This is a genomic window from Streptomyces sp. CA-135486, assembly GCF_050936555.1.
Classification (GTDB): Bacteria; Actinomycetota; Actinomycetes; order Streptomycetales; family Streptomycetaceae; genus Streptomyces.
Window position 1 is genome coordinate 1,735,741 of sequence record NZ_JBNJMM010000002.1, and the last position, 25,225, is coordinate 1,760,965.

The window sequence follows — 25,225 nt, forward strand, 5'->3', positions numbered from 1 at the left end:
GTCCCTGAGTGACCGTTCTGGTGTATCGTCCCGAACTGGGGGCTGCCCCTGGCAAGGGGCGGTGCAGTAGCGAGACCTGACTGCCGATCAGACTTCGAGGGGGGCGACGGGCGATGTACGGCCTATGGACGAACCATCCGACGCGGCGGGGCCACCGACGGCGACCCTCGTACGCTCCGAAGCGCAGACCTCATCCGATGTCTCACCCATCGGTGGCGGTGCTCCCCGGGGCGGCCCGGTGAGCGCCCAGGGGGCGATCATGGCCCGGCAGCCCGTGCCCCGTGGCAGCACGGGCCCGTTCTCCCAGCTCCTCCTGGTCGGAGTCTGCGGCGGTTACGGCATCGGCTCCGCCTTCGGCTGGGGCTCTCACGAAGTCGCACTGATCATGGGCGACTTCGGCCTCAGCGCTGCCGCCCTGATCGCGGCCGTGTCCTGCTTGCTCTACGCCCGCGCGAGTCAGAGCCGCTTTCGGCTCGCATGGCTGCTGTTCGCGGTCTCCTCCGGGATGGCCGCGGCGGGCAACGCGGTATGGGGCTGGTACGAGGTGGTGCTGGACCTCGAGGTCCCGAGCCCCTGCATCGCCGACCTGTTCTTCCTCTGCTTCGCGCCGCCCGCCATCGTGGGCCTTCTCGTTCTCGCCAAGCGCCCGGTCACCAGGGCGGGTTGGGTCTGCCTCGCGCTGGACGCCTGGCTGATCGGCGGCTCGCTGCTCACGCTCTCCTGGAGCCTCGCGCTCGCCCACAGCGCGCAGGTGCAGGGCGAGAGCGTGGCTCCCGCGGCACTCTCCCTCGCCTATCCGCTGCTCGACATCGTGCTGGTCAGCATGCTGCTCGCGCTGCACTTCCGCCGCTCCGCCACCAACCGCTCCGCCGTCAACACGGCCATCGCGGCCCTCGCCCTGACCGTCCTGTGCGACGCGCTGTTCACCTCGCCGCTGCTGCGCGAGAACTACCGATCCGGCCAGCTCCTCGACGCCGGCTGGTTCGCCGGTTCGCTGCTGCTCGCGTACGCCCCCTGGGGTGCACGCCGCACGGCCGAGCCGGCGCGGCCCCCGCGTGGACCTCGCCACCTCAGCCGACCCGTCGCGGGCTCGCTGGCCGCCCTCACGCCGTATCTCGCCGCCGCCGTCTGCACCCTCGGCATCCTGCACAACGTCATCGAGGGCCGCCGGGTGGACCGGGTCGTCGTCCTCACGGGCTGCACGGTCGTCCTCGCCCTGGTCGTCCGGCAGGGCATCATGCTCCTCGACAACATCGCCCTGACTCATGAACTGGCGCAGAAGGAGAACCACTTCCGCTCCCTGGTGCAGGGGTCGAGCGACGTCATCATGATCGCCGCCCCGAGCGGGATACTGCGCTATGTCAGCCCCGCCGCCGCCGGTGTGTACGGCCGTGAGGCAGAGGAGCTGGTCGGCTCCGAGCTGGCCTCGATCATCCACCCCGAGGACCTGGGCCGGGTGGTCCACGAGGTGCGCCGGTTTCTGGCCGCTCCTCCCGCGGAGGAGCCCACCACCCGGATCGAGTGCCGCTTCAAGTCGGGCAGCGGTGAATGGCTCAATGTGGAGTCCACGGTCAACCGCCACCAGGGCGGCCTGATCTTCAACAGCCGCGATGTCACCGAACGGGTCCGGCTCCAGGCCCAGCTGCAGCACAACGCCGAGCACGACCCGCTCACCGACCTGCCAAACCGCGCCCTGTTCACCGAGCGCGTCCGCCAGGCACTCACCGGCCGCCGCGCGGGCGACTCCGGCACCGCGGTCCTCTTCATCGACCTCGACGGCTTCAAGGGGGTCAACGACCGCCTGGGCCACCAGGCCGGCGACGAGCTGCTGATCCAGGCGGCCCGCCGCCTCCAGGATTCGGTACGGACCGGGGACACCGCCGCCCGTCTCGGCGGGGACGAGTTCGCGGCCCTGATCGTCGGCGACGGCGGCCGGGACCGGGCCGCCCGCGAGTACCAGGTCCAGGAGATCGCCGACCGGCTGCGTCTCACTCTCTCCCAGCCGTACCGCATCGACGGCAACGAAGTGCGGGTGGCGGCCTCCATCGGGGTGGCTTTCGCCGAGCCGGCCATTACCCCCACCGATCTGATGCGCAACGCCGACCTCGCCATGTACCGCGCCAAGGCGGCGGGCAAGGACCGTGTCGAGCTGTACGCGCCACAGATGCAGGACGAGGTGGTCCGCCGCTCCGAACTGCCCGCGCGCCTGCGCAGCGCCCTGCACGAGGGCGAATTCGCGCTGCTCCACCAGCCCGTGGTGAACCTCGCCACCGGTCGTATCGCCGCAGTCGCCGCCCAGGCCCGCTGGCGCTCCGCCCAGGGCATCCTGTTCACCCCGGCCGAATTCCTGCGGGTCGCCGACGACGGCGACCGCAGCGCCGAGATCGGCCACTTGCTGCTCGAGGAGGCCGTGGAGCAGGCCGCCGAGCGCGGCAGACTGGGCCATCTGGTGCCTGTCTCGGTCCGGATGTCGGCCCGCAGGCTGCTGGACAAGTCCCTGCCGCTCGGCTCGGTCGAGGTCCTCCTCACCCGGCACGGACTGCCGTCCGGGGCGCTGATCATCGAGCTCGCCGACAGCGATCCGCGGATTTCCTTCGACGATCTGGAGCAGCGTCTCGCCTCGCTGCGCAGACTCGGCGTACGGATCGCCCTGGACGGCTTCGGCAGCGGATACGCCGCGATCAACGCACTGCGCAGGCTCCCCGTGGACGTACTGAAACTGGACAGAGGTCTGGTCGAGGGCGTTGTCGAGTCCGCCCGGCTGCACAAGATCACAAGTGGTCTGCTCCGCATCGCCTGCGACCTCGGCATGCAGTCCGTGGCGGACGGGGTCGATGTGCCCGAGCAGGTGATCGCCCTGCGCGCCATGGGGTGCACGCACGGCCAGGGCATGGCCTTCTCGGGGCCGCTGGACGAGTACCGGCTGCGCCGCTCGCTGGTTCGCGAGGACTTCCCCGTGCCCGGCGGGATCGCCTTGCCCGTTCTGACGGGTGGCGCGTTCAACACCCGCAACGGCTCAAATAATGAGACTCGCGTCCCACCCACTTGACAGTCATGGCGCGCCGGGGGGAGGGTCAGTGCCATGCGCACCCGAATTCTCGTACTTGGAAAGCGCGTCGGCTGAGCAGGGTCCCCGAAGACCCTGCGGACCCATCCCGACGCGCTCCCCTCGCTTGCCTCACGGCACGAGGGGTTTTTTGTTGCACTGGAACACCCCAAACCCTCGCAAAAACCCTCAGCTTCGAGAAGAGAATGCCGATGACCGAGCAGGCCACCGGGGCCCACCATCCGCAGCCGCGGGCCCGTAACGGCGGACACCACACCGCTGCAGTTGAGCACGTCACGGGCGCGCAGTCCCTCATCCGTTCTCTCGAGGAAGTAGGGGCCGACACGGTCTTCGGGATCCCTGGCGGTGCCATCCTCCCCGCGTACGACCCGATGATGGACTCCACCAAGGTCCGTCACGTCCTGGTCCGCCACGAGCAGGGCGCCGGCCACGCGGCCACCGGCTACGCGCAGGCCACCGGCAAGGTCGGCGTCTGCATGGCCACCTCGGGCCCCGGCGCCACCAACCTGGTCACCCCGATCGCCGACGCGCACATGGACTCGGTGCCGCTGGTCGCGATCACCGGCCAGGTGGCCTCCAAGGCCATCGGCACCGACGCCTTCCAGGAGGCGGACATCTGCGGCATCACGATGCCGATCACCAAGCACAACTTCCTGGTCACCAAGGCCGACGACATCCCGCGCACCATCGCCGAGGCCTTCCACATCGCCTCGACCGGCCGCCCGGGACCGGTCCTGGTCGACATCGCCAAGGACGCACTCCAGGCGCAGACCACCTTCAGCTGGCCGCCGCAGCAGGACCTGCCCGGATACCGCCCGGTGACCAAGCCGCACGCCAAGCAGATCCGCGAGGCCGCCAAGCTGATCGTCCAGGCCCGGCGCCCCGTCCTGTACGTCGGCGGCGGCGTCCTCAAGGCCGGTGCCACCGCCGAGCTGAAGGTCCTCGCAGAACTCACCGGAGCGCCCGTCACCACCACCCTGATGGCGCTCGGCGCATTCCCCGACAGCCACCCGCTGCACGTGGGAATGCCGGGCATGCACGGTTCGGTCACCGCCGTCACCGCGCTGCAGAAGGCCGACCTGATCGTCGCCCTCGGAGCCCGCTTCGACGACCGTGTCACCGGCAAGCTGGACAGCTTCGCGCCGTTCGCCAAGATCGTCCACGCCGACATCGACCCGGCCGAGATCGGCAAGAACCGCACCGCGGACGTCCCGATCGTCGGTGACGCCCGCGAAGTCATCGCCGACCTGGTGCAGGCCGTCCAGGCCGAGCACAGCGACGGACACGCCGGCGACTACAGCACCTGGTGGAAGGACCTCAACCGCTGGCGCGAGACCTACCCGCTCGGCTACGACCAGCCGAACGACGGCAGTCTCTCGCCGCAGCAGGTCATCCAGCGCATCGGCGAGCTCGCCCCCGAGGGCACCATCTACACCGCGGGCGTCGGCCAGCACCAGATGTGGGCCGCGCACTTCATCCAGTACGAGAAGCCCGCGACCTGGCTGAACTCCGGCGGCGCCGGAACGATGGGATACGCGATCCCGGCCGCGATGGGTGCCAAGGCCGGCAAGCCGGACCACACGGTCTGGGCGATCGACGGCGACGGCTGTTTCCAGATGACAAATCAGGAGCTCACCACCTGCGCCCTGAACAACATCCCGATCAAGGTCGCGATCATCAACAACGGCGCGCTGGGGATGGTCCGCCAGTGGCAGACCCTCTTCTACAACCAGCGCTACTCCAGCACCGTCCTGCACGCCGACGACACGGGTCACCACGTGGCGGGCTCCCAGGTCGGCGCGAGCACCTCGGCGCGCCAGGGCACCCGGGTCCCGGACTTCGTCAAGCTGTCGGAGGCCATGGGCTGCCACGCGATCCGCTGTGAGTCCCCGGACGACCTCGACAAGGTCATCGCCGAGGCCAACGCGATCAACGACCGCCCGGTCGTGATCGACTTCATCGTCCACGAGGACGCCCAGGTCTGGCCGATGGTCGCCGCAGGAACCTCCAACGACGAGGTCATGGCGGCGCGCGGCGTCCGCCCCGACTTCGGCGACAACGAAGACGACTGAGAGCAGTAGGAAGAGGTACGACGCACCATGTCCAAGCACACGCTCTCCGTCCTGGTCGAGAACACGCCGGGCATCCTCGCCAGGATCGCCGCACTGTTTTCCCGTCGCGGCTTCAACATCGACTCGCTCGCCGTCGGTGTGACCGAGCACCCCGACATCTCCCGCATCACGATCGTGGTCAATGTCGAGGACCTGCCGCTGGAGCAGGTGACCAAGCAGCTCAACAAGCTGGTCAACGTTCTGAAGATCGTCGAGCTCGAGCCCGGCGGCGCGATCCAGCGCGAACTGGTGCTGGTGAAGGTCCGCGCGGACAACGAGACCCGCTCCCAGATCGTCGAGATCGTTCAGCTGTTCCGCGCCAAGACCGTGGACGTCTCGCCCGAGGCGGTCACCATCGAGGCCACCGGTTCGAGTGACAAGCTGGAGGCGATGCTCAAGATGCTGGAGCAGTTCGGCATCAAGGAGCTCGTCCAGTCCGGCACGATCGCCATAGGGCGCGGCGCCCGGTCCATCACGGACCGGTCCCTGCGGGCCCTGGACCGTTCCGCATAGCCGGAGCGTTTCGCCTGGCGAGACCCCGAAACGTCCCCGTCCCTCCCCGCCGTACGGTGGGACGTAACACCAGCACTCCAAGGAGATATCCCAGTGGCCGAGCTGTTCTACGACGACGACGCCGACCTGTCCATCATCCAGAACCGCAAGGTCGCGGTCATCGGCTACGGCAGCCAGGGCCACGCCCACGCGCTGTCGCTCCGTGACTCGGGTGTCGACGTCCGCGTCGGTCTGCACGAGGGCTCCAAGTCCAAGGCCAAGGCCGAGGAGCAGGGCCTGCGCGTGGTGACCCCCGCCGAGGCCGCGGCCGAGGCCGACGTCATCATGATCCTCATCCCGGACCCGATCCAGGCCCAGGTCTACGAGGAGTCCATCAAGGGCAATCTGAAGGACGGCGACGCGCTGTTCTTCGCCCATGGCTTCAACGTCCGCTTCGGCTTCATCAAGGCGCCGGCCGGTGTCGACGTGGCCCTGGTCGCCCCGAAGGGCCCCGGCCACCTGGTCCGCCGCCAGTACGAGGAGGGCCGCGGCGTCCCCGCGATCGCCGCCGTCGAGCAGGACGCGACCGGCAGTGCCTTCGCGCTGGCGCTCTCGTACGCCAAGGCCATCGGCGGCACCCGGGCGGGCGTCATCAAGACGACCTTCACCGAGGAGACCGAGACCGACCTCTTCGGCGAGCAGGCCGTCCTCTGTGGTGGTACGTCCGCGCTGGTCAAGGCGGGCTTCGAGACGCTGGTCGAGGCCGGCTACCAGCCGGAGATCGCGTACTTCGAGTGCCTCCACGAGCTGAAGCTGATCGTGGACCTCATGTACGAGGGCGGCCTGGAGAAGATGCGCTGGTCGGTCTCCGAGACCGCCGAGTGGGGCGACTACGTCACCGGCCCCCGCATCATCACGGACCAGACCAAGGCCGAGATGAAGAAGGTCCTCGCCGAGATCCAGGACGGCACGTTCGCCAAGAACTGGATGGACGAGTACCACGGCGGTCTGAAGAAGTACAACGAGTACAAGACGCAGGACGAGAACCACCTGCTCGAGACCACCGGCAAGGAGCTCCGCAAGCTCATGAGCTGGGTGGACAACGAGGAGGCGTAAGCCCGCAGGGGGCCGGGACAACAGCGTCCCGGCCCCCCGCCAGCTGTTCTCGCCGCGCTCCAGCGCTTCTCCACTCTGTCCAGCCACGGACGGGTGATCCTGCCTCGGAGGCGCAAGACGCATCCCACGGCACCACTACACTGCTCAACACATACGCGTCAGGCCCACAGTGTCGTGCGTCTTCCACGCGGCTAGCCCCCTCCACCGCCTGCGGCCGTCGGGACGGCCGTCCGCACTGGACTAGTGAGGACTCACGTGAGCTCGAAACCTGTCGTACTCATCGCTGAAGAGCTGTCGCCCGCCACCGTCGACGCGCTGGGCCCGGACTTCGAGATCCGGCACTGCAACGGCGCCGACCGCGCGGAGCTGCTCCCCGCCATCGCCGATGTCGACGCGATCCTCGTACGCTCCGCCACCAAGGTCGACGCCGAGGCCATCGCCGCGGCGAAGAAGCTGCGTGTCGTCGCCCGCGCGGGAGTCGGTCTGGACAACGTCGACGTCTCCGCCGCCACCAAGGCCGGCGTGATGGTCGTCAACGCCCCCACGTCGAACATCGTCACCGCCGCCGAGCTCGCGTGCGGTCTGCTCGTTGCCACCGCGCGCAACATCCCGCAGGCCAACACCGCCCTGAAGAACGGCGAGTGGAAGCGCTCCAAGTACACCGGCGTCGAGCTGAGCGAGAAGACCCTCGGCGTCGTCGGCCTCGGCCGGATCGGTGTCCTGGTCGCCCAGCGGATGTCCGCCTTCGGGATGAAGATCGTCGCGTACGACCCCTACGTCCAGCCCGCGCGCGCCGCGCAGATGGGCGTCAAGCTGCTCTCGCTCGACGAGCTGCTCGAGGTCTCCGACTTCATCACCGTCCATCTGCCGAAGACCCCCGAGACGCTCGGCCTCATCGGCGACGAGGCGCTGCACAAGGTCAAGCCGACCGTCCGCATCGTCAACGCCGCGCGCGGCGGGATCGTCGACGAGGAGGCGCTGTTCTCGGCGCTCAAGGAGGGCCGGGTCGCGGGCGCGGGCCTCGATGTGTACGCGAAGGAGCCGTGCACGGACTCCGCATTGTTCGAGCTTGACCAGGTCGTCTGCACCCCGCACCTCGGCGCGTCCACGGACGAGGCGCAGGAGAAGGCGGGCATCGCCGTCGCGCGTTCCGTGCGTCTCGCGCTCGCCGGTGAGCTGGTGCCGGACGCGGTCAATGTCCAGGGCGGCGTCATCGCCGAGGACGTACGACCCGGTCTGCCGCTCGCCGAGAAGCTCGGCCGGATCTTCACCGCGCTGGCGGGCGAGGTCGCGGTCAGGCTCGATGTCGAGGTGTACGGCGAGATCACCCAGCACGACGTCAAGGTGCTCGAACTGTCCGCGCTCAAGGGCGTGTTCGAGGATGTCGTCGACGAGACCGTGTCGTACGTCAACGCCCCGCTGTTCGCGCAGGAGCGCGGTGTCGAGGTGCGGCTGACGACGAGCTCGGAGTCGCCGGACCACCGCAATGTCGTCACGGTCCGCGGCACGCTCTCGGGCGGCGAGGAGGTCGCGGTCTCCGGCACGCTGGCCGGCCCCAAGCACCTCCAGAAGATCGTCGCGATCGGCGACTACGACATCGACCTGGCGCTCGCCGACCACATGGTCGTGCTGCGCTACGAGGACCGCCCCGGCGTCGTCGGCACGGTCGGCCGGATCCTCGGCGAGGCCGGACTGAACATCGCGGGCATGCAGGTCTCGCGTTCGGAGGAGGGCGGCGAGGCGGTTGTCGTGCTGACCGTGGACGACACGGTGCCGCCGCAGGTGCTGTCGGAGATCGCGGACGAGATCGGCGCCGCGTCGGCCCGTACGGTGAACCTGACGGACTGATCCGTACATCTCGAAGGGCCCGGCTCACTGTGGGTGAGCCGGGCCCTTTCGCGTTGCCGGGGTCCGTGGCGCGATTCTCGAGAGCCAGGCCTGACGCGTCGGCCTGACAAGTCCGGCCTGACCGCGGGTTGATCGGACGCGGCGGCTACAGCCGCGCCGCCTTCAGCGCCATGTGCAGCAGCAGCCTGTCCTCGCCCTCCGCGAGATCGAGGCCGGTGAGCTGCTCCACCCGCGAGAGGCGGTAGTAGAGCGTCTGCCGGTGGATGCCGAGCGCCGCAGCCGTGCGGCTCGCCTGGCCCGCGCAGTCGAGGAACACCTCTGCGGTACGGGCCAGTTCGGCATGCGAGAGGTCCAGCAGCTCGCGAACGACAGGGTCGTGCGCGGTGTCCTCGGGCAGCGCGGTCAGCATGCGGTACGGACCGATGTCCGCCCACTGGGCGACCGGGCCGAGCTTGGGCTGGGCCTGGGCGGCCCGCGCGGCTGAAGTCGCCTCCAGCCAGGCGGTGTTGAGCTCGGCGAGACCGCGGCGGGGGACGGCGACCCCGGCTGCCGCCCGGCCCGCGGCCGCGGAGTCGCGGAGCCGGTCCGCGGCGGTGAGGACGGGGGAGAGGGCATCGGCCGACCGGAGCCGGACGAGTACGGCAAGCGCGTAGGTGTCCGGTGCGCCGTCCGCGGCGGGGGTGATGCTCGCCGCGCCCCTCGGACCGCCGCCAGGCTGTCCGGCCCGAGTGCCGTCGCCTGCCGGGCCGTTCGCCCGGGTGCCCGAAGCGGTCCCGGCGCCTTCGGACTCGCCAGCCCGGGCTGCATCGGCGGCCGTACCGGCGACGGGGTGCATGCCCGCTCCCAGCCGCACCGTGCACAGCGCCGCCGTACCCGGCAGGGAGCGGGACGACGGTGCGTCCGCCTCCGTCCACGGTGTCACGCACACCACCGCGTGCAGGCCGTCCGCCTCCCCGCCCCCCAGTGCGGCCCGCAGCGCCGACACCGCCATGTCGTACTGCCAGCCGCCCTCCGCCGTCAGCACCGCGCGGAACTCACGGGACAGGTCCGCCCCCGCCCGTTCCTCGTCCGCCAGCAGCGTGCCGATCCTCGCCGTCACCTCCATCGCCGCCGCGAGCTGTTCCTCCGTGGGACCCGGCGTCGCGTCGAGCAGCCATACGTAACCGAGCACGATGCCCCGGTGGCGTACGGGAAGACAGATCCGGTCCCGGAAGACCCCCGCGTCCGGGGCCGCCGGGATGCGGACCGGGCCGGTCGCGCGCGCGATGCCGAAGCCCTCGAACCAGGCGCGGACCGCGGGCGTGGACTTCCGGGTCAGGATCGATCGCGTCCTGACCGGGTCCAGGGTGGTTTCGTCGAATTCGCTGCCGCTGTCGTGCGCGAAGGCGATCAGGCCGAAGTCGCGGTTCTCCAGCGTCGCGGGGACGGCAAGCAGCGCGGAGATTTCGTCGACCAGTTCCTGGTAATCGCCCTTCATCCGGACATTCTCGCACCCTCTTCAGACATATGTCTGAGATCCGGACCACGGATGCGTGACAGCTGTCGATGGCCCAGGATCAAAGCGATCCTTAGGTTTCACGGTGGTTCTTCGCGCCGTTCCCGATTCGTTCGGGTGCGGCCTCCCTCAACCCCTGTTTCCGTGGAGGTGCCCGTGCTGGGTCCCGTGATCCTCGCCGCGTCGCGCAGCGACAAGATGCGCCGCTTTGTCTCGGCAGCCCCGGGGACCAAGCAGGTCGTCGCCCGGTTCATCGCCGGTGAGACGGTCGAGCAGGTCATCCCGATCGTCGAGGAGACCGTGGGCAAGGGCCTCGAGGTCACCCTGGACGTGGTGGGCGAGGACATCACGACGCCCGAGCAGGCCGGCGCCGCGCGCGACGCCTACCTTCAGCTGATCGACCACCTCAAGGATCTGGGCCTCGGCACCAAGGCCGAGATGTCCGTCAAGCTGTCGATGTTCGGCCAGTCCCTGGACGGCGGCCACGAACTGGCGCTCGCCAACGTCCGTCCCGTCGTCGAGGCGGCCGCCGCGATCGGCACCACCGTCACGCTGGACGCGGAGGACCACACCACCCTCGACTCGATGTTCGCCATCCACGAGGAGCTGCGGCAGGACTTCCCACAGACAGGCTGTGTGATCCAGGCGTATCTCTTCCGCACCCAGGACGACGCACGCCGCCTCGCCGCGGCCGGCAGCCGCGTACGCATCGTGAAGGGCGCGTACAAGGAGCCCGCCACCGTCGCGTACCAGGACAAGGCGGAGATCGACAAGGCCTACGTCCGCATCCTGAAGATCCTGATGGAGGGCGACGGCTACCCGATGATCGGGTCCCACGACCCGCGCCTCATCTCCATCACTCAGGAGCTCGCCCGCCGCGCCGGGCGCAAACTGGATGAGTACGAGTTCCAGATGCTGTACGGGATCCGCGGCGACGAGCATGTCCGGCTCGCGGCCGAGGGTCACCGGATGCGCGTCTACACCGCTTATGGCACCGACTGGTACGGCTACTTCATGCGCCGTCTCGCCGAGAAGCCCGCGAACCTGCTGTTCTTCGTCCGGTCGATGATCACCAAGGGCTGAGCCCCACCCCTCACAAAGGAGTTACGGAACTCATGGACGCTGTGACCCAGGTCCCCGCCCCGGTCAACGAGCCGGTGCACGGCTACGCCCCCGGTTCGCCCGAGCGCGCCCGCCTGGAGGCCAAGCTCAAGGAGCTGGCCGACAACCCGATCGAGCTGCCGATGACGATCGGCGGTGTGAAGCGGATGGGCGGCGGCGAGCGCGTCGCCGTCGTACAGCCGCACAACCACAAGGCCGTGATCGGCACCTTCGCCGGAGCGACCCAGCAGGACGCGCAGGACGCGATCGACGCCGCGCTGGCCGCCGCGCCCGCATGGCGCGCGATGTCCTTCGACGACCGCGCCGCGATCATCCTGCGCGCGGCCGAACTGCTGGCCGGCCCGTGGCGCGAGACGCTCGCCGCCTCCACCATGCTCGGTCAGTCGAAGACCGTGCAGCAGGCCGAGATCGACACCCCCTGCGAGCTTGTCGACTTCTGGCGCTTCAACGTCAAGTACGCCCGCGACCTGCTCGCCGAGCAGCCGGTCGCCAACTCGCCGGGTGTGTGGAACCGTCTGGACCACCGCCCGCTCGAGGGCTTCGTCTACGCGATCACGCCGTTCAACTTCACCGCGATCGCCGGCAACCTGCCGACGGCTCCCGCCCTGATGGGCAATGTCGTCGTGTGGAAGCCGTCCCCGACGCAGACGCACGCCGCCGTGCTGCTGATGCAGCTCCTGGAGGAGGCGGGCCTGCCCAAGGGCGTCATCAACCTGGTGACGGGCGACGGCATCGCCGTCTCCGAGGTGGCGCTGAACCACCCCGACCTGGCCGGCATCCACTTCACCGGCTCGACCAAGACCTTCCAGCACCTGTGGAAGACGGTCGGCAACAACATCGAGAAGTACCGGTCCTACCCGCGCATCGTCGGTGAGACGGGCGGCAAGGACTTCGTCGTCGCCCACCCGAGCGCCGACCGCGCCGTGCTGAAGACCGCGCTGACCCGTGGCTCCTTCGAGTACCAGGGCCAGAAGTGTTCGGCCTCCTCGCGTGCGTACATCCCCGCCTCGATCTGGAACTCCGGCTTCAAGGAGGAGTTCGCGGCCGAGGTCGACGGGATCAAGATGGGCGACGTCACGGACCTGTCGAACTTCATCGGCGCCGTGATCGACGAGCGTGCCTTCGCCAAGAACAAGGCCGCGATCGACCGTGCGAAGCAGGACCCGACCTGCACGATCGTCGCGGGCGGAAGCTACGACGACTCGGTCGGCTACTTCGTCCGCCCGACCGTCGTCGAGTGCGCGGACCCGGCCAACGAGGTCTTCACGACCGAGTACTTCGGCCCGTTCCTCGCGATCCACGTTTACGAGGACGACCAGTACGACGCCATGCTGGAGCAGATGGAGTCGGCGTCGGCGTACGCCCTGACCGGCGCGGTCATCGCGAACGACCGTGCGGCGGCGGCGTACACGATGGAGAAGCTGCGGTACGCCGCGGGCAACTTCTACATCAACGACAAGTCGACCGGCGCGGTGGTCGGCCAGCAGCCGTTCGGCGGCGGCCGCGCCTCCGGTACGAACGACAAGGCGGGCGCCCCGCAGAACCTGATGCGCTGGACGCTGACCCGCGCGATCAAGGAGACGCTGGTTCCGCCGACGGACTACGGCTACCCGCACATGGGCTGACGCTTCGGCCCCCACAGACTCCGCCCCCGTCCGGCCCCCAAGCCGGACGGGGGCGGACTCCATTCGGCGGGTCTACGCTGCAAAGAGGGATGCCGAAAGGAGATCGTGATGCCTGGTTCCACGACGATCGGCGGCGGGCACGGGGTCGACGCGATCGAGCACACCGACGCCGTCCGACTGGCGGGTGTCTTGCAGGAGATGAGCGGACTGCTGACGGTGGACGGGCCGAATCGGCTCACCGATGCGCAGGTCAGCGCCTTGTGCGGGGGGCAGGTGCATCATCGGCAGGAGTTCGGCGAGTGGATTGCGCGGGTGGCGCGAGAGCTGCAACAGAGGGTGTCGGCGTAACCCTGCCTGCAGATCCGGCCCCCTGCCTAGCCGTCGGTGTCGCTGTCGTCCGGCTCGGCCTCGGCGAGGCTCTTGATCGCCGCGAGCCTGGTGTCCCACTCCGACGCGACCCGTTCCATCCACCGCGCGGTGACGCCGAGGCGCGCGGGCAGCACCCTGTAGCGCGCCTCGCGGCCCTCCCTGTGACCGGCCACAAGGCCTGCCCGGGTGAGGACCGCGAGGTGCTTGACGATTGCCTGCCGGCTGACCGGCAGCTCTGTGGCCAGGACCGTCGCTGTTGCCTCGCCGTGCGCGGCGAGGGCGTCGAGCAGCCGGCGGCGGGTCGGGTCCGCGAGCGCGGACAGGACCTCCGTCACGGCCTCCTGGTCTGCGTCCGCCGTCATGCCGCCAGCTGCTCCGCGTACTTCCGGAAGTTGCCGACCACCTCGGTCCAGCCGGCCGAGTGGCTGTCGTACCCGGCGGTGTCGATCCTGTCCTCGGGGATGGCGAGTGCGGCGAAGCCGGTCTCCACCACGCGCAGGTGCGTGCCGTCGCCGTCCGGGGTGAGGGTGAATTCCACCAGGGTGGAATTGCCCTCGACCGCCTGCTCCCCGGGGAAGGCGCTTGCCCAGCGGTACGAGAAGTGGTGCGGCGGGTCGACCTTCACGATCGTGGTGGGGAACTGGCCGTACTGGCCGTGATCCAGCTCCATGGTCCCGCCCGGGCGCAGGTCGACCGGCGTCGGCCTGCCCTGTCCGAACCAGGAGCCGACGTGCTCCGGCTCGGTGAGCACCGCCCAGACGCGCTCCACTGGCGCGGCGATGGTGATTTCCCGTTCGATGCGGTCCTTGCTCATGAGGGTGAGCCTCCTGTTCGACGAGGAAGTGCAACGTGCTACTCAATGGTTGCACGTCCCGGCCGAAATGTGCAACCACTCGGTTGCGCCAGCGGCCGCGGGTCGTCCGGCGGGAGTGCCGTGCCGGTACGGCGGCACGGCACCCCGGTTCGGTCAGCAGCAGCGACTGCTCGGGTTGGCCTCGCGGTGCCGGGTGCGCATGTGCTCGTACTCCCGGCGGGTCGGGACAGGGGCGTGCGGATGGTGGCGGCGGTGCCGTTCGCAGTAGCGGTCGTACGCCGCCTCGCCGGTGAACTCCCGTACGTACAGGCGCAGTCCGGTCAGCAGGTGACGGAGCGTCATTCGCTGGCCCCAGCCAGCGCCTTACGGGGTTCTGGCACCAGTACGTCGATCTGCGAGGCGACGTACGGCGCTTCCGTCGTCGGCAGCGGGGCCGGCGAGCGCAGAGCGCGGGAGCACACCACGGCCGCGTTGGCGATCACGGTCACGACCAGCAGGAGGAAGACGACGATGAGAACGCCGTCGACGGTGGAGTTGGTGACCACGGTATGCATGTCGTCCATGGTCTTGGCGGGCGGAAGGACGGTGCCTGCGTCGATGCCGTCGGCGTAGCGGGCCCGCTGGGCGAAGAAGCCGACGCGAGGGTCGGCGGAGAAGATCTTCTGCCAGCCCGCGGTGAACGTGACCGCGACCACCCAGGCCAGCGGGACGGCCGTGACCCAGGCCCGGCGCAGCCGTCCGGACTTGACCAGTACGGTGGTGCAGACGGTGAGGGCGACGGCGGCAAGCAGCTGGTTGGCGATGCCGAAGAGCGGGAAAAGCTGGTTGATCCCGCCGAGCGGGTCGGTGGCGCCGGTGTAGAGGAAGTAGCCCCAGGCGGCCACGACCAGCGCGCTGGTGATCCAGATACCCGGCTTCCAGTTGACCCGGCCGATCGGCTTCCAGACGTTGCCGAGCATGTCCTGGAGCATGAAGCGGCCCACCCGGGTGCCCGCGTCGACCGTGGTGAGGATGAACAGCGCCTCGAACATGATCGCGAAGTGGTACCAGAAGGCCTTCATCGCGTGACCGCCGAAGACCCCGGAGAAGATCTCCGACATGCCGACCGCCAGGGTGGGCGCCCCGCCGGAGCGGGCGATCAGCGTCTGTTCCTCCACCGCCTTGGCGGCGGCGGTCAGTTGGTCGGGGGAGATCGTGAAGCCGAGGCCGGCCACCGCCTGGGAGGCGGAATCGACGGTGGTGCCGAGCAGCCCCGCGGGGGCGTTCATCGCGTAGTACAGCCCCGGGTCGAGGACGGCAGCGGCGATCAGGGCCATGACGGCGACGAAGGACTCCATGAGCATCGCGCCGTAGCCGATCATCCGGACCTGGGACTCCTTCTGGATCAGCTTCGGGGTGGTTCCGGAGGCGACCAGGGAGTGGAAGCCGGACAGTGCGCCGCAGGCGATGGTGATGAACAGGAACGGGAAGAGGGAGCCTGCGAAGACCGGCCCGGTGCCGGAGCCGGCGAAGTCGCTCACCGCATCGGCCCGCAGCTTGGGCGCGGCCACCAGTACGCCGGCCGCGAGCAGCGTGATGGTGCCGATCTTCATAAAGGTGGAGAGGTAGTCGCGCGGCGCCAGCAGCATCCACACCGGCAGGACGGAGGCCACGAATCCATAGCCGGCCAAGCAGAAGACGAGGGTCGTGGGGCTCCAGGTGAAGGCGTCCGCGAGCGAGGAGTTCTCGACCCAGCCGCCGCCGACGATGGCGAGGAGCAGCAGTGCGACGCCGATCAGGCTGGTCTCGGTCACCCGTCCCGGGCGCAGAATGTGCAGGTAGAAGCCCATGAAGAGGGCGATGGGGATGGTCATGGCGACCGAGAAGGTGCCCCACGGGGAGTGGGCGAGGGCGTTGACCACGACCAGCGCCAGTACGCCCAGCAGGATGATCATGATGACGAAGACAGCGATCAGGGCGGCTGCCCCGCCCACCTTGCCGATCTCCTCGCGGGCCATCTGACCCAGGCTCTTGCCGTCCCGGCGCATGGACAGGAACAGCACCACCATGTCCTGCACGGCTCCGGCGAAGATCACCCCGACGACGATCCAGATGGTCCCGGGCAGATATCCCATCTGGGCCGCCAGCACCGGACCGACCAGCGGGCCGGCCCCGGCGATCGCCGCGAAGTGATGGCCCAGCAGGACCCGGCGGTCGGTCGGCTGGAAGTCGACCCCGTCCTCGAGCCGCTCGGCGGGGGTGGCCCGGCTGTCGTCGAGCTTCAGCACGCGCCGGGCGATGAAGCGTGAGTAGAAGCGGTAGGCGATGGCATACGAACCCAGGGCCGCGACCACCAGCCATACGGCGGAGATCTCCTCGCCCCGGGCCAGGGCCACCACGCCCCAGGCGCCGGCGCCGAGGAGGGCGATACAGGTCCACAGAACAATCGATTTCGGACGTACGTGGGTGTTTTTGGGCATGGCGGATCCTCGGCTCGGCGGATCAGGAGTGAAGGGTCAGGAGTGAAGGGTCAGGAGTGAAAGGTCAGAGGTGAAGGGTCAGGAGTGAAAGGTCAGAGGTGAAGGGTCAGGGGTGCCGGGTGAAGGGGTGGGAGCTCAGGGTTTGGGCGGACGCCGGGTCAGCAGATACGCCGCGAGGAGGGCGAGACTGCAGCCCGGCACCCAGGCCAGCTGGTACCAGTAGAAGAACGGCACCCCGGCCAGCTGCGGCCGGTCCTGCGCGTACCAGGGCACCCAGAACAGCGCGACGACGGGAGCGACGAGGCAGACACCGGCCGCGACCCGGCGCCGGACGTGGTGAGGGAGCGCGATCCATACCACAGTGCCCTCCTCGTTCCTGTCGGTCTGTGCAAGAGTTGCTCGCGTCCGCGATTGGGTTGACAGCAAATTTCGATGAGATTTCCCTGATTTCCTGTCATCGCAGCCGGCCCTCCGCGCAACTCGTATGCGACAGGGCTCGCGCACTCCCAGGACACCAAGGACGGTGACCGATGACTGAAGGCCCCATGGCCGCGGCGTTCCTCGCCGTCATCGGTGGTGCGTCCCTGCTCGCCGTCACCGCCCGCCGCCTGCACGCCAACGACGACCTGCCCTCCCTGGAAGGCTGGGCGCTGGCCGACCGGAGCCTCGGCACCGTCTGGACCTGGTTGCTGCTGGGCGGCACCATCTTCACCGCGTACACCTTCGCCGCCGTACCCGGCCTGGTGTACGGCAACGGGGCACCCGCCTTCTTCGCCCTCCCCTACACCGTGATCGTCTGCCCGCTCGCCTTCGTACTGCTGCCCCGGATGTGGAGCGTGGCGCGGGACCACGGCTATGTCACCGCCGCCGACTTCGTGCGCGGACGCTACGGTTCGGCGCCGCTGGCCCTGGTGGTCGCGCTCACCGGCATCCTCGCCACCATGCCGTACCTCGCCCTGCAGCTCCTGGGCATCCGCGCCGTGCTCACCGCGGGCGGCCTCTACCCGAGTGCCGCCACCGGTGATCTGGCGATGGCCGCGATCTTCGCCGGTCTCGCGGTCGCGACCTACCGGCACGGTCTGCGTGCGCCCACCGTCATCTCGGCGCTCAAGGGCGTGGCGGTCTTCGGGTCGGTACTCGCCGTCAGCTGGCTCGTCCTGGCCAGGCTGGGCGGACCCGGGGCGGTCTTCGATGAGGCCGCCCGCAGGCTCTCCGGTCCGGACGCGGGCAGCGCCTCCCTCGTCCTCGCCCCTGACCAGCAGCCGGCCTTCGCCACGCTTGCCCTGGGCTCGGCGCTGGCTCTGCTGATGTACCCGCACGTCCTCACGGCCGCCTTCGCCGCCTCCGGTCCGCGCGTCCTGCGCCGGGTCGCCGTCGCCCTGCCGGCCTGGACCGCCGTGCTCGCCCTCTTCGGGCTGCTCGGCATCGCGGCGCTCGCCTCGGGCGTACGGGCACCCGAGGGCGGTGCCGAGGCCGCGGTCCCCATCCTGGTGGACCGCGTCATGCCGGCGCCGCTGGCAGGTCTGGTCTTCGGCGCGATCACCGTGGGGGCGCTGGTACCGGCCGCCGTCATGTCGATCGCGGCGGCGACCTCGTTCGTACGCAATGTGTACGCCGAGTACTTCCACCCCACCGCAACCCCCAAGCGTCAGGTGCGGACAGCCAAGGCGGTCTCCCTCACCGCGAAGGCGGGAGCGGTCGCGTTCGTCTTCGGACTGAGGGACCAGGACGCCATCAATCTCCAGCTCCTCGGCGGCGTCTGGATCCTCCAGATCTTCCCCGCGGTGGCCATCGGGCTGTTCACCCGCCGGTTGCACCATCGGGCGCTGCTCGCCGGATGGGCCGCCGGGATGGTGTTCGGCACGGTCATGGTCGTACGAGAGGGCTTCTCGCCCGTCGTTCCGCTCGGCCTGCCCGGTCATTCCCCGGAGATCTACGCGGGGCTGGCCGCCCTGATCCTCAACCTGGCGGTCGCGCTGGCCGGTACCGCGGTACTGGACCGAATCGGCACACCCCGAGGTACGGACTCCACCACACTGGCCCCTGGCCCGACAGCCAGGAACCGGCCCGGCACGGGAGCGAGCAGCGCATGAGACGCACCATCAGACCCACTGCTGTCCCGCCGCCCCCGGGAGCACCGGTGGTGAACGGCCGCGCGGCCGAAGACGCGGCCTCGTCCCGCCGGACAGCCGCTCCGGCTCCTGTGTCGGCACCGGCTGCTGCGCCGGTTTCGGCCGATCCGGTCGAACGGGAGCGGGAGGCGGCCGTCGCCCAACTCTTCGACCAGCACTATGCCTCGATGCTCCGCCTCGCCGCGCTGCTGGGCGCCGACGATCCCGAGAACATCGTGGCCGAGGCCTACTACCAGATCTACCGGAAGTGGCGGAAGCTCCGCGATGCCGAGTCCGCGGAGGCGTATCTGCGCTCCACCGTCTGCAATCTGACCCGAATGCGGATACGCCATCTCCAGGTCGCCCGCCGGCACGCCGAGGCCCCGCCGGCCGACCTGGTCGCCTCGGCGGAGAACTCGGCCCTGCTCCGTGACGACCAGCGGGTGCTGGTGGGCGCCCTCCAGCAATTGCCCGCCCGGCAGCGCGAAGCCCTTGTGCTGCGCCACTGGCTCGGTCTCAAGGAAAGCGAGATAGCCGCGGCAATGGGCATTTCGGCAGGATCGGTCAAGACCCACACCGCGCGCGGCCTGGCCGCTCTCACCCAGGCGATGGAGGCACGGCGATGAGCAGCACCCCAGGCACCCCCGGTGCCGAGAAGCAGCTTCGTGAGGCCCTCGAAGCCCTCGCCGGCCAGGTGGAACCCGCCCCCGACGCCTATCGCACCGCTCGCGGCGGCTGGCTCCGCCGGGAACGCAGGCGCCGTCTGGTCCTCGCGGTCCTCATCACGGTCGTCTTCGCTCTCGCCGTACTGATCGGCCTCTGGGTCCTCAACCAAACGCCCTCCGGCACCGGCGCGATCTTCAGCGGCGCCCACAGCCCGATCGCCTCATCGGACGGACTTGCCGGGCAGCCATGAGTGCGTGATACGGACGGACCAGCAGGGACGGGCCTGGGAGGATGCCGAGCATGACCGAGTCGGCCCGCACCGCCCACACCTTCGAGCTCAGCCCCGCCGAACTCCTCCAGATCCGCACGCTGCTGACGGACGCGTTCGACGGCGACTTCAGCGACGAGGACTTCGACCACGGGCTCGGCGGCGTCCATGCGCTGGTGTACGAGGACGGGGAGCTCGTCGCACACGGCAGCGTGATCCAGCGCCGGGTGATCCACCGGGGCCGCTCGCTGCGGATCGGCTACGTCGAGGCCGTGGCCGTACGTGCCGACCGGCGGCGGCGCGGACTGGCCGGCCGGGTGCTGGACGCCCTGGAGCAAGTGATCGACGGGGCGTACGAGTTCGGCGCGCTCTCCGCGTCCGACGACGGGGCCGAGTTGTACCGGGCGCGCGGCTGGCGGCTGTGGCGGGGCCGGATCGAGGGGCTCGGACCGGACGGGGTCGTGCATCTTCCGGACGAGGAGGGCTCCACCTATCTGCGGCCTGCCGCTGCCCGCCCGCTCCCGAGGCCGCCTGCCGCGCTGCTCTTCGACTGGCGCGACGGCGACGTGCTCTAGGTCAATACACCTAGCCCGGCGGTCCACAGCCGTGCCGGGAGAGATCCGTGAATTGCTGTTGAACTGCGAGGGATGCAGCCGTACGCCGTGTGGCCGAGCCGCCGTGGCTGACGCGAAAGCCGTGACTGAACGGATGAAAACCCGAGCGGCGGTGCTGTCCGGGCACCCGGGGCTGGAAGTGATCACGCGCCCGTGCTCACGACCAGACCCATGGAGCAGCAATGCAGCACAAGCACCTTCGACCGAGACCTGGCCACCGGGCCCTCCTGATCTGTTGCGCCAACGTCCTCGCGGCCGCCGCCCTCGTCGGAGTGGGAGCGGGCGAGGCCGACGCTCAGACGCCGCTGTGTTTCGGCGCCCCGGCCACGACCACGACCGGGACGCCGGGACCTGATGTGATCATCGGTACTCCGGGCGATGACGTCATCGACGGCCTCGGCGGCATCGACCTGATCTGCGGTCTGGGCGGCGACGACCGTCTGATCGGCGGGCCGGGCGATGACTCGATCGACGGCGGCGACGGCGACGACGGGGTGATCGGCGACGGCTACAGCTACACCGGAGACGCGACCGGAGCCACGGGGAAGGACCGTCTCATCGGCGGAGCCGGCAGCGACAGTCTGGTGGGCGACAACTACGCCGTGCAGGGCACGGCCGACGGGGCGGCCGCCGACGCGCTGTACGGCGGGCCCGGGGACGACGGCCTGGTCGGCGACAGCAGAGGCGACTACGCCTCCGGCGGTGCGGGGGACCGTCTCGAAGGCGGCGACGGAAACGACGGTCTCTACGGAGACGCGCTCGGCTTCTACGACGCCTCGGGAGCCGGCGACGACGTACTGCTGGAAGGCCCCGGGGAACTCGGCGATGCGACGGGGGACAGCACCGCCATCGTCGGCAATGCGAGCGGGAGCGGCGGTGACGACGTCATCGACCTCGGCCAGGACGGCGGAACGGTCGCGGTCGGCGACCACAACGCCTCCGGGGGCACGGCGATCGGCTCCGGCAACGACCGGATCGTGGGGGGCAGCGGGGGCGAGTTCCTCATCGTCGGCGACAGCGCGCTGGGAAATGCCACCGGAGCGACCGCCGGGAACGACCTGATCTTCGGGCGCGGCGGGAACGACATCCTGTTCGGTGACAACGTCGACCAGAACTCGCAGACCGTCGGCGCCGCGGGCGGGACCGACGCGATCGACGGCGGAACCGGCGACGACATCCTCAGGGGCGGCCCCATGGGAGATTTCCTCAACGGCAATGCCGATACGGACGACTGTGACGGCGAAGCGGGCGCGGACCTGGAGATCAACTGCGAGGTCTGACCGCCCGAGCCGGCCCGCCATTGCGACGCCTGTCAAGATCGGGTGAATGCCGATCAGGAAGAGCTGCTTGCGCCGGGCCGCGGGCAGCTCTTCCGGGCTGCGCATCGCGGCGTTCCGCAGCGCCACCCTCCATCTGCTGCCACCCGCGCCGGACCGCCCCACGCGCTCCGTCGGCCATGTCACCACCCTGAGCCGGCCCGCACCGTAGCCGTCCGGGCACTGATCCGCGAGCTCAGAGCCCCCTCCCGGAGACATTGAGGTGATCGCTGTCTCAGATAGTAGGAAGTCCGAGTAACTGTGGAGACAGAAGCGCGTACCTGTCCTAGCTTTGTAGAAGCCGAACGTCTCGCTCGATCCAGCGAATGGCGGCCGTGAGCCAGTGCACCATCGCAGGCAACCCCTGCGGCACCGCTCCCCGCCCCTCCGGCGCCTTCGAAATCTCTGTGATCTCAAGGAGTCGATCACCATGCCCGCTGAGACCGCCCGCCGCGTCCGCCACTCCTCCCGTACGAGCGAGTCCGACCGCAAGAACGCCGCCGCCGCCCTGCAGCGAGCCCTCGACCGCAGGGACAACGGCGGCTCGACCGGCCACTAGACCTTCAGGACCTACGGGATCTTCAGGACCGCTTCACCTCGAAGTAGTCGATGCGCTGCCCGCTTTCGGCGAGCGCGGAGACCTTCAGTTTCGGCGCCGTACCGGACTCCGCCTCCACCGCGAGGAAGGAGAAGCCGGGGTAACGCACCCGTGACCACTCCACGGCGTCCGGGTCGGGCAGCCGCAGCTTGGTCCAGTGGAAGGTCACGATGGTGTCGTGGTCATGGACATTGCCCTCGTAGCTGTCCTTGACCCCCGGCCCGAAGCTGTAGAGATCCTTGCCCGCGCCGCCGGCCGTGACATACACGATGCCGTCCCGCGTCGGGTCGGTGGACGCCCCGATCGGCACCGGCTTGCCGACCTCGCCGCCCTTGATCGCGTCCGTCCGCTCGTAGACGTGGTTGTGGCCGTTGATCACCAGATCGACCTGGTGCTTGGTGAACAGCGGCAGCCAGGCGTCGCGCACCCCGCCGTCCGAGGCGTGGGTCGCCGTCGAGTACATGCAGTGGTGGAAGAAGACCACCACGAAGTCGATGCCGGGCTGCGCCCGCAGCTCGCCGAGCCGCTTGTCCAGCCAGGCGGTCTGCTTTCCGTCCGTGTAGCCCTTGTTGGCGGGGATCTCGTACGAGACGTCATTGGCGTCCAGCGCCACCACGCCGACATTGCCGTACGTGAACGAGTAGACGCCCGGGGCGTTCTTGGCGTCCGGTCCGTTCTCGGGCAGCGACCAGCGGGCCGACTGGCCGCCGTAGCCGTTCGGCGAGTACCACGCCTCCATGTCGTGATTGCCCGTGGTCACCATCCACGGCACCCGCGACGCCACGCTCTCCGTCTGCGCCAGGAACTGGTCCCACACCCGCGCGTCGTAGGTGTCCGAGTCCTTGCCCTGCCCGCTGCTGTCCGCGTAGCAGATGTCGCCCGCGTGCAGATGGAAGGCCGGGTTCTGACCCAGGATCAACTGATCGTTGGCGAGGGCGTGATAGCTCACGCCCTGGTCTCCGAATGCGGTAAAGACAAAGGTCTCGGGCTTGGCGGGAGCCGTACGGAACGAGCCGACCGTGCACATCCGCTCCGGCGACGCCGGGTCGAAGCCGTCGTGGCCGACCCCGTAGTAGTACGTCGTCCCCGGCTTCAGCCCGTCCAGACCCACATGCAGGTAGTACTGGTCGACCGCGGGCTTCCTGGCCAGCGAGGGCGTGTGCAGATCGCGCACCTCGGCGTCGATCTTCCGGCTCAGCTCCCAGGGTTTCACTCCCACACGCAGATACGGCTTCTTCACCGCGAAGGGCACCTGCCAGGAGATCCGCATCTGCGTCTTCGGGTCGGCTCCGAAGGCGAGATGCCGCCCGAACGGCGCGACCAGCGAGCCGTCGACGACCGCGGTTGCCGGGGCGGTGGCGAGCTCGGTGGAGGCCGCACTCGCGGCGGACGCGCGCCCGACCAACAGCCCACCGCCACCCGCGACTCCGGCCGCGAGCCCACCGGCCAGCGCGCCGCGCCGGGACAGTTTGGGGCGGGCGTGCTTGGCGCGCAGATATTCGTGCTGCTCGGGCATGCTCATGCGGCGGGCGAGTTGTTCGGGGATGCCGAGGTGGGGGGTTTCAGCCATGAGGGTGAACTTGCCAGTAACTTCCAACTGCCCGCAGGATTTTGGGTGAACGAAGTTCAAACTTCCCCCGCGCGGGGATTACTTGCTCACCCTGGCGACCGGTCGCCGCCCCTGGGGTTCCGCCTCGGACCCTCCCCCTACGCCCTGCGGGCGTGGGGGACCCCCACGCCTCAATCGCCGGCGAGGCCGGTTTGCGGGGGCTCCGCCCCCGTACCCCCGCTCCTCAATCGCCGGAGGGGCTTGATTCGGGGGAAACACCCGAGCCTCGTCCAGATGATGGACGCGGCGTGTCATGGGGTGGGACGCGGCGTAGAGTGCCGACATGTCTCGCAGCATCAATCTCGCAGTGATCCCCGGTGACGGCATCGGCCAGGAGGTCGTGGCCCAGGGCCTCAAAGTCCTCTCCGCCGTCCTCCCTCAGGACGTGAAGCTGGAGACCAAGGAGTACGACCTCGGCGCCCAGCGCTGGCACCGCACCGGAGAGACCCTTCCCGACGCGGAGCTCGGCTCCCTCAAGAACCACGACGCCATCCTGCTCGGCGCGATCGGCGACCCGTCCGTGCCGTCCGGCGTGCTGGAGCGCGGGCTGCTGCTCAAGCTCCGCTTCGCCTTCGACCACTACGTCAACCTGCGTCCGTCGAAGCTGTTCGCCAACACCGCGACCCCGCTGGCCGGCCGCCCCGACATCGACTTCGTCGTCGTCCGCGAGGGCACCGAGGGCCCGTACACCGGCAATGGCGGCTCGCTCCGTACGGGTACGGAGCACGAGATCGCCACCGAGGTCAGTGTCAACACCGCGTACGGCGTCGAACGGGTTGTCCGCGACGCGTACGAGCGGGCCAACTCCCGCCCGCGCAAGAAGCTGACGCTGGTCCACAAGAACAACGTCCTCGTCTACGCCGGTCATATGTGGAAGAACATCTTCGACCGCGTCGGCCAGGAGTACCCCGAGGTCACCACCGACTATCTGCACGTCGACGCCGCGACGATCTTCTTCGTCACCCAGCCCGAGCGCTTCGACGTCATCGTCACCGACAACCTTTTCGGTGACATCCTCACCGACCTCGCCGCTGCCGTGACCGGCGGCATCGGCCTGGCCGCGTCCGGAAACATCAATCCTTCGGGCGCGTTCCCGTCGATGTTCGAGCCCGTCCACGGCTCGGCGCCCGACATTGCGGGCACCGGCAAGGCGGACCCGACGGCCACGATCCTCTCCGTCGCCCTCCTGCTGCGCCACCTCGGCTACGAGGCCGAGGCCGCGCGCATCGAGGAGGCCGTCTCCGCCGATCTCGCGGACCGCGACAGTTCCACGGTCCGTACGACGGACGAAATCGGCGACGCGCTCGCGGTACGAGTAGCCGGCTGACCCGTCGGATGTGACACAGCCGCCGGGTCGCATCCGCACCCGGCGGCTTCTCTTGTGCGGCCTTCGGGTGCCACCATCATCCCTGGACCGCATTCACCCCGTTTCTAGCACGGTGCCACGCGAGCGATAATCGGACGTGGGCCGCGGCATGCGGGAAAGCTCGGACGTCCTAGCACCAGTAGCGGCGTGAGCGCGGTC

General features: G+C 69.4%; 23 protein-coding genes. 16 read left to right on the forward strand and 7 right to left on the reverse strand.

Features of this window, described 5'->3' with window-relative positions; translation table 11 throughout:
* Window positions 1–238: 238 nt before the first annotated feature.
* From ACQEVG_RS27335 to serA, 5 genes are all read left to right on the forward strand, one after another.
* On the forward strand, window positions 239–3,049 hold the full coding sequence (locus ACQEVG_RS27335) for a putative bifunctional diguanylate cyclase/phosphodiesterase (RefSeq protein ID WP_432992935.1): 2,811 nt from the start codon (window positions 239–241) through the stop codon (window positions 3,047–3,049).
* 203 nt (window positions 3,050–3,252) lie between these two features.
* Window positions 3,253–5,139: an acetolactate synthase large subunit gene (locus ACQEVG_RS27340; RefSeq protein ID WP_432988542.1), complete on the forward strand. Its 1,887-nt coding sequence runs from the start codon at window positions 3,253–3,255 to the stop codon at window positions 5,137–5,139.
* 27 nt (window positions 5,140–5,166) lie between these two features.
* A complete protein-coding gene (gene ilvN, locus ACQEVG_RS27345) occupies window positions 5,167–5,691 on the forward strand; it encodes an acetolactate synthase small subunit (RefSeq protein ID WP_005311534.1) in 525 nt (174 codons plus the stop codon).
* Window positions 5,692–5,784: 93 nt separating this feature from the next.
* On the forward strand, window positions 5,785–6,786 hold the full coding sequence (ilvC, locus tag ACQEVG_RS27350; protein ID WP_432988545.1) for a ketol-acid reductoisomerase: 1,002 nt from the start codon (window positions 5,785–5,787) through the stop codon (window positions 6,784–6,786).
* 255 nt (window positions 6,787–7,041) lie between these two features.
* A complete protein-coding gene (gene serA / locus ACQEVG_RS27355; RefSeq protein WP_432988547.1) occupies window positions 7,042–8,634 on the forward strand; it encodes a phosphoglycerate dehydrogenase in 1,593 nt (530 codons plus the stop codon).
* A gap of 145 nt (window positions 8,635–8,779) precedes the next feature.
* Here the strand turns inward: serA and ACQEVG_RS27360 are convergent, their stop codons facing one another.
* Window positions 8,780–10,111 (reverse strand): PucR family transcriptional regulator, encoded by a 1,332-nt coding sequence (locus tag ACQEVG_RS27360; RefSeq protein ID WP_432988549.1) that lies wholly within the window; start codon window positions 10,109–10,111, stop codon window positions 8,780–8,782.
* Between the two features lie 174 nt (window positions 10,112–10,285).
* On the opposite strand from ACQEVG_RS27360, the gene ACQEVG_RS27365 reads away from it, so the two are divergent.
* The 3 genes from ACQEVG_RS27365 to ACQEVG_RS27375 all read left to right on the forward strand — a co-directional run bounded on the left by ACQEVG_RS27365 (window position 10,286) and on the right by ACQEVG_RS27375 (window position 13,224).
* The gene (locus ACQEVG_RS27365; RefSeq protein ID WP_432988551.1) at window positions 10,286–11,212 is read left to right on the forward strand and encodes a proline dehydrogenase family protein; all 927 of its coding nucleotides are present in this window, start codon (window positions 10,286–10,288) and stop codon (window positions 11,210–11,212) included.
* Between the two features lie 32 nt (window positions 11,213–11,244).
* Window positions 11,245–12,876, forward strand: coding sequence for an L-glutamate gamma-semialdehyde dehydrogenase (gene pruA / locus ACQEVG_RS27370; RefSeq protein WP_432988553.1), 1,632 nt, complete (start codon window positions 11,245–11,247; stop codon window positions 12,874–12,876).
* Between the two features lie 108 nt (window positions 12,877–12,984).
* Entirely contained in the window at window positions 12,985–13,224 is a 240-nt protein-coding gene (locus ACQEVG_RS27375; RefSeq protein WP_432988555.1) for a hypothetical protein, read from the forward strand.
* Between the two features lie 26 nt (window positions 13,225–13,250).
* Here the strand turns inward: ACQEVG_RS27375 and ACQEVG_RS27380 are convergent, their stop codons facing one another.
* From ACQEVG_RS27380 to ACQEVG_RS27400, 5 genes are all read right to left on the reverse strand, one after another.
* Complete coding sequence (locus ACQEVG_RS27380; protein WP_432988557.1) at window positions 13,251–13,607, reverse strand: ArsR/SmtB family transcription factor; 357 nt, start codon at window positions 13,605–13,607, stop codon at window positions 13,251–13,253.
* On the reverse strand, window positions 13,604–14,059 hold the full coding sequence (locus tag ACQEVG_RS27385) for an SRPBCC family protein (protein ID WP_432988559.1): 456 nt from the start codon (window positions 14,057–14,059) through the stop codon (window positions 13,604–13,606). Before ACQEVG_RS27385 ends, ACQEVG_RS27380 begins: the two co-directional genes overlap by 4 nt.
* 153 nt (window positions 14,060–14,212) lie before the next feature.
* Window positions 14,213–14,401: a YbdD/YjiX family protein gene (locus tag ACQEVG_RS27390; RefSeq protein WP_432988561.1), complete on the reverse strand. Its 189-nt coding sequence runs from the start codon at window positions 14,399–14,401 to the stop codon at window positions 14,213–14,215.
* Window positions 14,398–16,518, reverse strand: coding sequence for a carbon starvation CstA family protein (locus ACQEVG_RS27395; protein ID WP_432988563.1), 2,121 nt, complete (start codon window positions 16,516–16,518; stop codon window positions 14,398–14,400). Before ACQEVG_RS27395 ends, ACQEVG_RS27390 begins: the two co-directional genes overlap by 4 nt.
* Before the next feature lie 135 nt (window positions 16,519–16,653).
* Window positions 16,654–16,878, reverse strand: coding sequence for a DUF3311 domain-containing protein (locus ACQEVG_RS27400; protein WP_432988565.1), 225 nt, complete (start codon window positions 16,876–16,878; stop codon window positions 16,654–16,656).
* 170 nt (window positions 16,879–17,048) lie between these two features.
* On the opposite strand from ACQEVG_RS27400, the gene ACQEVG_RS27405 reads away from it, so the two are divergent.
* The 7 genes from ACQEVG_RS27405 (at window position 17,049) to ACQEVG_RS27435 (ending at window position 22,052) form a co-directional block, all read left to right on the forward strand.
* Window positions 17,049–18,611 carry a sodium:solute symporter family protein gene (locus tag ACQEVG_RS27405; protein WP_432988567.1) on the forward strand — a complete coding sequence of 521 codons (1,563 nt, stop codon included), beginning with the start codon at window positions 17,049–17,051 and terminating at the stop codon, window positions 18,609–18,611.
* Entirely contained in the window at window positions 18,608–19,255 is a 648-nt protein-coding gene (locus ACQEVG_RS27410; protein ID WP_432988569.1) for an RNA polymerase sigma factor, read from the forward strand. Before ACQEVG_RS27405 ends, ACQEVG_RS27410 begins: the two co-directional genes overlap by 4 nt.
* Complete coding sequence (locus ACQEVG_RS27415; RefSeq protein ID WP_432988571.1) at window positions 19,252–19,545, forward strand: hypothetical protein; 294 nt, start codon at window positions 19,252–19,254, stop codon at window positions 19,543–19,545. Before ACQEVG_RS27410 ends, ACQEVG_RS27415 begins: the two co-directional genes overlap by 4 nt.
* 50 nt (window positions 19,546–19,595) lie before the next feature.
* Window positions 19,596–20,138: a GNAT family N-acetyltransferase gene (locus tag ACQEVG_RS27420; protein ID WP_432988573.1), complete on the forward strand. Its 543-nt coding sequence runs from the start codon at window positions 19,596–19,598 to the stop codon at window positions 20,136–20,138.
* Window positions 20,139–20,359: 221 nt separating this feature from the next.
* Window positions 20,360–21,457 carry a calcium-binding protein gene (locus ACQEVG_RS27425; protein WP_432988575.1) on the forward strand — a complete coding sequence of 366 codons (1,098 nt, stop codon included), beginning with the start codon at window positions 20,360–20,362 and terminating at the stop codon, window positions 21,455–21,457.
* Between the two features lie 46 nt (window positions 21,458–21,503).
* Complete coding sequence (locus tag ACQEVG_RS27430; RefSeq protein WP_432988577.1) at window positions 21,504–21,665, forward strand: hypothetical protein; 162 nt, start codon at window positions 21,504–21,506, stop codon at window positions 21,663–21,665.
* Between the two features lie 258 nt (window positions 21,666–21,923).
* A complete protein-coding gene (locus ACQEVG_RS27435; protein WP_326652808.1) occupies window positions 21,924–22,052 on the forward strand; it encodes a hypothetical protein in 129 nt (42 codons plus the stop codon).
* A 22-nt stretch (window positions 22,053–22,074) separates the two neighbouring features.
* Here the strand turns inward: ACQEVG_RS27435 and ACQEVG_RS27440 are convergent, their stop codons facing one another.
* The gene (locus ACQEVG_RS27440; RefSeq protein ID WP_432988580.1) at window positions 22,075–23,661 is read right to left on the reverse strand and encodes a purple acid phosphatase family protein; all 1,587 of its coding nucleotides are present in this window, start codon (window positions 23,659–23,661) and stop codon (window positions 22,075–22,077) included.
* Window positions 23,662–23,983: 322 nt separating this feature from the next.
* Between ACQEVG_RS27440 and ACQEVG_RS27445 the strand changes: the two genes are divergently transcribed.
* Complete coding sequence (locus ACQEVG_RS27445) at window positions 23,984–25,027, forward strand: 3-isopropylmalate dehydrogenase (protein ID WP_432988582.1); 1,044 nt, start codon at window positions 23,984–23,986, stop codon at window positions 25,025–25,027.
* Window positions 25,028–25,225: the final 198 nt, after the last annotated feature.

Coding starts and splice junctions, on each gene's coding strand:
- ilvN (WP_005311534.1), top strand. CDS start 5,167: ATGTCCAAGCACACGCTCTCCGTCCTGGTCGAGAACACGCCGGGCATC.
- ACQEVG_RS27440 (WP_432988580.1), bottom strand. CDS start 23,661: ATGGCTGAAACCCCCCACCTCGGCATCCCCGAACAACTCGCCCGCCGC.
- ACQEVG_RS27360 (WP_432988549.1), bottom strand. CDS start 10,111: ATGAAGGGCGATTACCAGGAACTGGTCGACGAAATCTCCGCGCTGCTT.
- ACQEVG_RS27385 (WP_432988559.1), bottom strand. CDS start 14,059: ATGAGCAAGGACCGCATCGAACGGGAAATCACCATCGCCGCGCCAGTG.
- ACQEVG_RS27380 (WP_432988557.1), bottom strand. CDS start 13,607: ATGACGGCGGACGCAGACCAGGAGGCCGTGACGGAGGTCCTGTCCGCG.
- ACQEVG_RS27410 (WP_432988569.1), top strand. CDS start 18,608: ATGAGACGCACCATCAGACCCACTGCTGTCCCGCCGCCCCCGGGAGCA.
- ACQEVG_RS27375 (WP_432988555.1), top strand. CDS start 12,985: ATGCCTGGTTCCACGACGATCGGCGGCGGGCACGGGGTCGACGCGATC.
- ACQEVG_RS27445 (WP_432988582.1), top strand. CDS start 23,984: ATGTCTCGCAGCATCAATCTCGCAGTGATCCCCGGTGACGGCATCGGC.
- ACQEVG_RS27395 (WP_432988563.1), bottom strand. CDS start 16,518: ATGCCCAAAAACACCCACGTACGTCCGAAATCGATTGTTCTGTGGACC.
- pruA (WP_432988553.1), top strand. CDS start 11,245: ATGGACGCTGTGACCCAGGTCCCCGCCCCGGTCAACGAGCCGGTGCAC.
- ACQEVG_RS27420 (WP_432988573.1), top strand. CDS start 19,596: ATGACCGAGTCGGCCCGCACCGCCCACACCTTCGAGCTCAGCCCCGCC.
- ACQEVG_RS27405 (WP_432988567.1), top strand. CDS start 17,049: ATGACTGAAGGCCCCATGGCCGCGGCGTTCCTCGCCGTCATCGGTGGT.
- ACQEVG_RS27340 (WP_432988542.1), top strand. CDS start 3,253: ATGCCGATGACCGAGCAGGCCACCGGGGCCCACCATCCGCAGCCGCGG.
- ACQEVG_RS27435 (WP_326652808.1), top strand. CDS start 21,924: ATGCCCGCTGAGACCGCCCGCCGCGTCCGCCACTCCTCCCGTACGAGC.
- ACQEVG_RS27430 (WP_432988577.1), top strand. CDS start 21,504: ATGCCGATCAGGAAGAGCTGCTTGCGCCGGGCCGCGGGCAGCTCTTCC.
- ACQEVG_RS27390 (WP_432988561.1), bottom strand. CDS start 14,401: ATGACGCTCCGTCACCTGCTGACCGGACTGCGCCTGTACGTACGGGAG.
- ACQEVG_RS27415 (WP_432988571.1), top strand. CDS start 19,252: ATGAGCAGCACCCCAGGCACCCCCGGTGCCGAGAAGCAGCTTCGTGAG.
- ACQEVG_RS27425 (WP_432988575.1), top strand. CDS start 20,360: ATGCAGCACAAGCACCTTCGACCGAGACCTGGCCACCGGGCCCTCCTG.